At 50.3% G+C, this 4,673-nt stretch carries 6 protein-coding genes; 3 read left to right on the plus strand and 3 right to left on the minus strand.

Annotated features, from left to right (window positions below):
- On the minus strand, positions 1 to 347 hold a 347-nt coding region (locus BP822_RS03860), incomplete at its 3' end, for an ABC transporter permease (RefSeq protein WP_286877769.1).
- A gap of 14 nt (positions 348 to 361) precedes the next feature.
- A complete protein-coding gene (locus tag BP822_RS03865) occupies positions 362 to 589 on the minus strand; it encodes an ATP-binding cassette domain-containing protein (RefSeq protein ID WP_273279081.1) in 228 nt (75 codons plus the stop codon).
- Positions 590 to 996: 407 nt separating this feature from the next.
- Between BP822_RS03865 and BP822_RS03870 the strand changes: the two genes are divergently transcribed.
- From BP822_RS03870 to BP822_RS03880, 3 genes are all read left to right on the plus strand, one after another.
- On the plus strand, positions 997 to 2,064 hold the full coding sequence (locus BP822_RS03870; RefSeq protein WP_273278973.1) for an FmdE family protein: 1,068 nt from the start codon (positions 997 to 999) through the stop codon (positions 2,062 to 2,064).
- Between the two features lie 105 nt (positions 2,065 to 2,169).
- Entirely contained in the window at positions 2,170 to 3,762 is a 1,593-nt protein-coding gene (locus BP822_RS03875) for an ABC transporter substrate-binding protein (protein ID WP_273278971.1), read from the plus strand.
- A 91-nt stretch (positions 3,763 to 3,853) separates the two neighbouring features.
- The gene (locus tag BP822_RS03880) at positions 3,854 to 4,450 is read left to right on the plus strand and encodes a flavin reductase family protein (RefSeq protein WP_276620132.1); all 597 of its coding nucleotides are present in this window, start codon (positions 3,854 to 3,856) and stop codon (positions 4,448 to 4,450) included.
- Positions 4,451 to 4,498: 48 nt separating this feature from the next.
- Here the strand turns inward: BP822_RS03880 and BP822_RS03885 are convergent.
- Positions 4,499 to 4,673 (minus strand): zinc ribbon domain-containing protein (locus BP822_RS03885; RefSeq protein ID WP_286877770.1); only part of this gene is annotated, 175 nt, incomplete at its 5' end.

The following is a 4,673-nucleotide window of genomic DNA, read 5'->3' on the forward strand; positions in this document are numbered from 1 at the left end:
TTAGGCCGTGGGAGGAGTTCACCCCCCAGCAGTATGGCCACGGGGAATATTATCAGGGCCTGGACCACCGCTCGCACACCGGAGGCCACCGACCGGCCGATGACCGTGGCATAAATGGAGGTGGGGGCTACAAGAAGCCTCTTTAAAATTCCAGTCTCCCTCTCCCAGACGATTGTCAGGCCGTAGAATACAGAGACGAATATGGTGGACTGAAGCAATACCCCTGGGGTGATGTAATCGATATAGGGCAGTCCGCCGATGGGTATGGCATAGACCCGACCCATGATCGTTCCGAAGACGCCCAGCCACAGTATGGGCTGCACCGGCGTATTTGAGGAATACGTCATCCAATGTGGGCTTGTCAGTACGGATTCTCATATCCGCTGATATCCAGCCAGACGCTGGTCTCCTGAGGCACATAGCCGATGATCCTTCTTATTTCTTGACCATTCCGAATCGTATCCAGGCCGAAGATGTATGCCTGGCCCGAGGTCGGCCTGATCTGGGTGGGCAGTATCCTCATCAAGGTGGTCTTACCAGAGCCATTTGGACCTAGAAAAGCGAAGACTCTGGCTGCCTCTACCCTCAGATCGACCCGTCCAGGGCCCTTATCTTGCCGTTATAAAGCTTGGAGAGCCCTCTTGCATCAATTGCAGCTGTCACTTCATCTTCATCCCTCTCTTCTTTTCAACCTCTTTTGAACATTCCATTTTTACAATTTATTACAATTATTTGATATCGTAATTGTTTAACCATAATAGATCATGGATTAGATTTAATCTTTATTAACTTTTTCTGTAGAAAATGGATTTCAATATGGTAATAATATCAGATACGTATCAACCACTAATGATCCTTTATGTGATTTGTTTAGCCAATACTTGAACGAGCTCTGCGAAGGATGGCCAATAGCCAGCATTGCGCAATTTATGCTATGAATTTAACGAGAAATCTTAAATAGACTGATGTCAAATGCATAAGATCAGAGGAATTCGTATGAAAATGAGCTATCAAACCATAACCATGATCCTTCTCCTGGCCCTGGTTCCGGGATTGGCCATGGCGGACAATGCATTAATGGAAGCGCTGGGAGACAAAGCTGCCCAGAAAGCAATGCAGGATCTGGGATTCGAGAAGGGAGATGCTAATGTCCTGGTTTTAACCGATGCCGGGCATGCCATCGTCGATGGCCAGACATCTCAGGCCGCGATCAAGGGAATCACAAATGAGAGCGGAAACAGCATTGGCGATGGAAACCTTTTCAGGCCTCTGCGCGCTCACTGGAAGCCTCTCTGGTTCTACTTCTTCGATAAATCCACCGGCGAAGCAGTGTATCTGGAGGCCAACTCCGAGGCCCTGAGCAAGAGTCTCGATGAGTTTCTTGCCTTGCCGGACGATCAGGTATTCAGCAAGATATCAAAAGCCAACGTGGATATAGAATATCTGCAAAACCATACCGATGAGGGCAATGTCACCTTCAACGATAAAGCCTTCAACGGCAATGAGTTCGGACTTGTGGCAATGTCCAATGTCTGGGCAAGGGGAGCATCCTATGACTTCCTCCAGGCCACTGCATTCCATGACCATCTCTGCCCCGGGGTCACCAGCGGCCTTCATATCGCTGAGTTTGTCGAGGAGAAGCTGCCGATAACCAATAGCAGCGAGAGTTATAAAGTCATCTCATGCCCCAACTGGTGCAAAGAGGACCTATTCCAGATGCGCTGGGATGCCACTCCAGGAAAGAGCGGCATGTTTGTGATGGCCCTGACGGATGCCGAGAAGAAGGCAGTGCCCAACGTCGCCGGGATCTACATCCGCTGGAATGATACTGCCAAAGAGGGTGATGCACTGGTGCTGGCCTACAACTTCAGCGCTGTGGATCTGCCAAAGTGGACAGGCCCCTCCTGGGGATCGAAAATATACCAGGACATCGTCCTCATGCCATATGAAAATAATCCAGAGGCGTTCATAACCATCCTCAAGGAGTTCAAGGTGGATGCTGCCAAGCTGGCTAATCTCCAGAATGCCGGCATGCATCCTCTGAAGGTTGCGGGCGTGATGTGAGACAAAAAAAATGAAAACCGGCCACATAGGTTAGCTGCCTTGCGGCGGCTGCCTACTTTTTCTTTACTATAAGAATCTATTCCCGAGAATATAGGAGAAATTAAGATGCTGAGAAAGAATGGTGCAATCATTGAAAGGTGGCGTTACCCTGTGAAATTCCTCCTTTCGCCTTTATTTGCAGCCGCAGGCTTGCTGCTCCTATTATGCAGCACATCAATAGCAGCCGATGAAACGATAGATGTGCTCACCATCGCCGACCCAACCGGGGATTGGGGATTTCCTTCGCCCTACGGTCACTACTCGCGCGGGCCGGGATATGTCAGGATGAGCATGATCTTCGACACCCTCGTCTGGAAGGACCAGAACGGCTACGTTCCTGCTCTGGCTGAAAGCTGGCAACTGGAAGATGACGCTTATGTCTTCAATCTGAGAAAGAACGTGTCTTGGCATGATGGAGATCCCTTCACCGCCAAGGATGTGGTCTTCACCATCAACTACATCAAGGAACATCCCTATCAGTGGGTCAATTCAGAGCCGGTTAAGGGTGCAGAGGTGCTAGACGATTATACAGTGAAGCTCTATCTTAACAAATCATATGCCCCCTTTATAGATATGGTGGCAGGAACCCTTCCCATCCTCCCCGAGCATATTTATAAGGACGTGAGCAATCCAGAGGAGTTTCAGGATGACATAGCAATTACTGGCACCGGACCCTACAAGCTCTTGGACTATGATAAAGCCCAGGGGACGTATCTTTACGAAGCCTTTGACGACTACTACTTGGGTGCACCTAAAGTGAAGCAGCTCAAGTTCGTAAAGGTCAGCAGTGAGATGTCTGCCTCCGCTATGGAGAACGGCGATGTTGATGCGGCCAGCGTTCCTCCCGAGATGGCGGACAGCTTGAAGGACAAAGGATTCACGGTTCTGAAGGGATCCCACGACGGCATCACCAAGATCATGGTCAACCACAAGAATGAGCCCTTCTCCGATGCCAGGTTAAGACAGGCCCTTTATTATGCCATTGATAGGCAGGCTCTGGTGGATACGGCTCTTCGCGGCTACGGCATCATCGCCAGCTCCGGTCTCTTTGCCCTGGACAGTGAATGGTATAATCCCGATGTGGAGGAGTACAAATATGACCCGACAAAGACTGAGGAGCTGATGCTCGCCCTAGGCTACTCCAAAGACGGTCAATACTTCTCCAAGGACGAGGAGGCCCTGGAGATGGAGATGCTGGTCACTGCAACGAATGAACGCGCCGGAGAGATGATTAAGCAGCAGCTGGAGCAGGCCGGATTCAAGGTAACCTTGCGAAGTGTTGACTCCAAGACACTGGACAGTCTGGTTGGCGAGTGGAATTTCGACCTGGCTTTGAACAGCCATGGTGGAATGGGTGGCGACCCTGAAATCCTGAATAGGATCATAGGCGAGGGATATACCTTTAACAGCGCCCGGTACATTGAGAACCGGAAGCTTAACGATCTTCTGGATCAGGAGGTCTCTGAGATGGATCCTGTCAAGCGGAAAGAGTTGGTAAACGAGGTTCAGAAGGTCTATGCACAGGATCTGCCCGCCTTGCCCCTTTACTATTCAGATTCGTACTGGGTTCATGATGGCAAGGCGGATATGTACTACACCAAGCTGGGAGTCGCCAACGGCATACCTATCGCCCAAAACAAGTTGTCTTTTGTAAAGTGATACGAAACTCAGGAGGCGAGCGCGCGGAAATTTGCTCGCCTTTTTTATCCGAGGAATTGAAAATAAAGAGAGAATGTTGCAGGAGATTGTCATGATCTTGAAACCCAATCAAAGGGAGAATATCATTCCACTACCAGTAGTACTGATTTCGACTTTATCCCAAGACAGAGTGAGAAATGCTGCTCCCTGGTCAAATTTCACGCCCATTCTGCGCCCCCTGGAGGAGGTCATCCTCGCGTCCTGGATCAAGCGCGAAACCCTGGAGAACATCCGCCGGACGGGAGAGTTTGTGGTGAATATCCCGCAGATGGGCATGGAGGATGCGATTATGATCTGCGCCAGAAGCTATCCTCCCGAGGTGGATGAGTTCTTAGAAGCGGGACTTGAGCCCCACCCGTCCACAAAAGTCAAGGCTCCTGGAATCGAGGGCTGCCTGGCCTGGGCTGAGTGCGTTTTAGAAGAGGAGCTGGTCCGGGAGAATTTCGTTCTCATCATCGGCAAGGTGGTGCACCTGGAGGTTGATGAACGGTTCTTTGATGCTGATGGAAGCATGGACTTTCAAAGGGCAAAGCCCCTGTCAGTAATGCTGGGCAAATACGGCATGAGCTTCACTTATCCGGCTTTTTCCGGCAGGTATGCGGAGTACAGGGAGATGTTTCAAGCATCTGCTGCCCTGCGAAAAGGTTGATAGTCGGACGCTGCTCGTGACCACTCCCGCCAATGAATTGGCGGGCATCTAGGCTTTCGCCACAGACTGTAGCCCCAGTCTGAGAATGTTCTTGGCTGCATTAAGGTCTCTGTCCATCGACAATCCACAATAGGGACAACTATGGACTCTGACGGATAGATCCTTTTTGACTATTTGACCACAGCAAGAGCACATCTGAGATGTATTCAATGGATTAACAAGT

This window comes from Methanosaeta sp. UBA458, from assembly GCF_002496085.1.
Classification (GTDB): domain Archaea; phylum Halobacteriota; class Methanosarcinia; order Methanotrichales; family Methanotrichaceae; genus Methanothrix; species Methanothrix soehngenii.

Excerpts from the sequence above, each read along its gene's own strand:
- BP822_RS03875 (WP_273278971.1), top strand. The coding sequence starts at position 2,170 with ATGCTGAGAAAGAATGGTGCAATCATTGAAAGGTGGCGTTACCCTGTG.
- BP822_RS03880 (WP_276620132.1), top strand. The coding sequence starts at position 3,854 with ATGATCTTGAAACCCAATCAAAGGGAGAATATCATTCCACTACCAGTA.
- BP822_RS03870 (WP_273278973.1), top strand. The coding sequence starts at position 997 with ATGAAAATGAGCTATCAAACCATAACCATGATCCTTCTCCTGGCCCTG.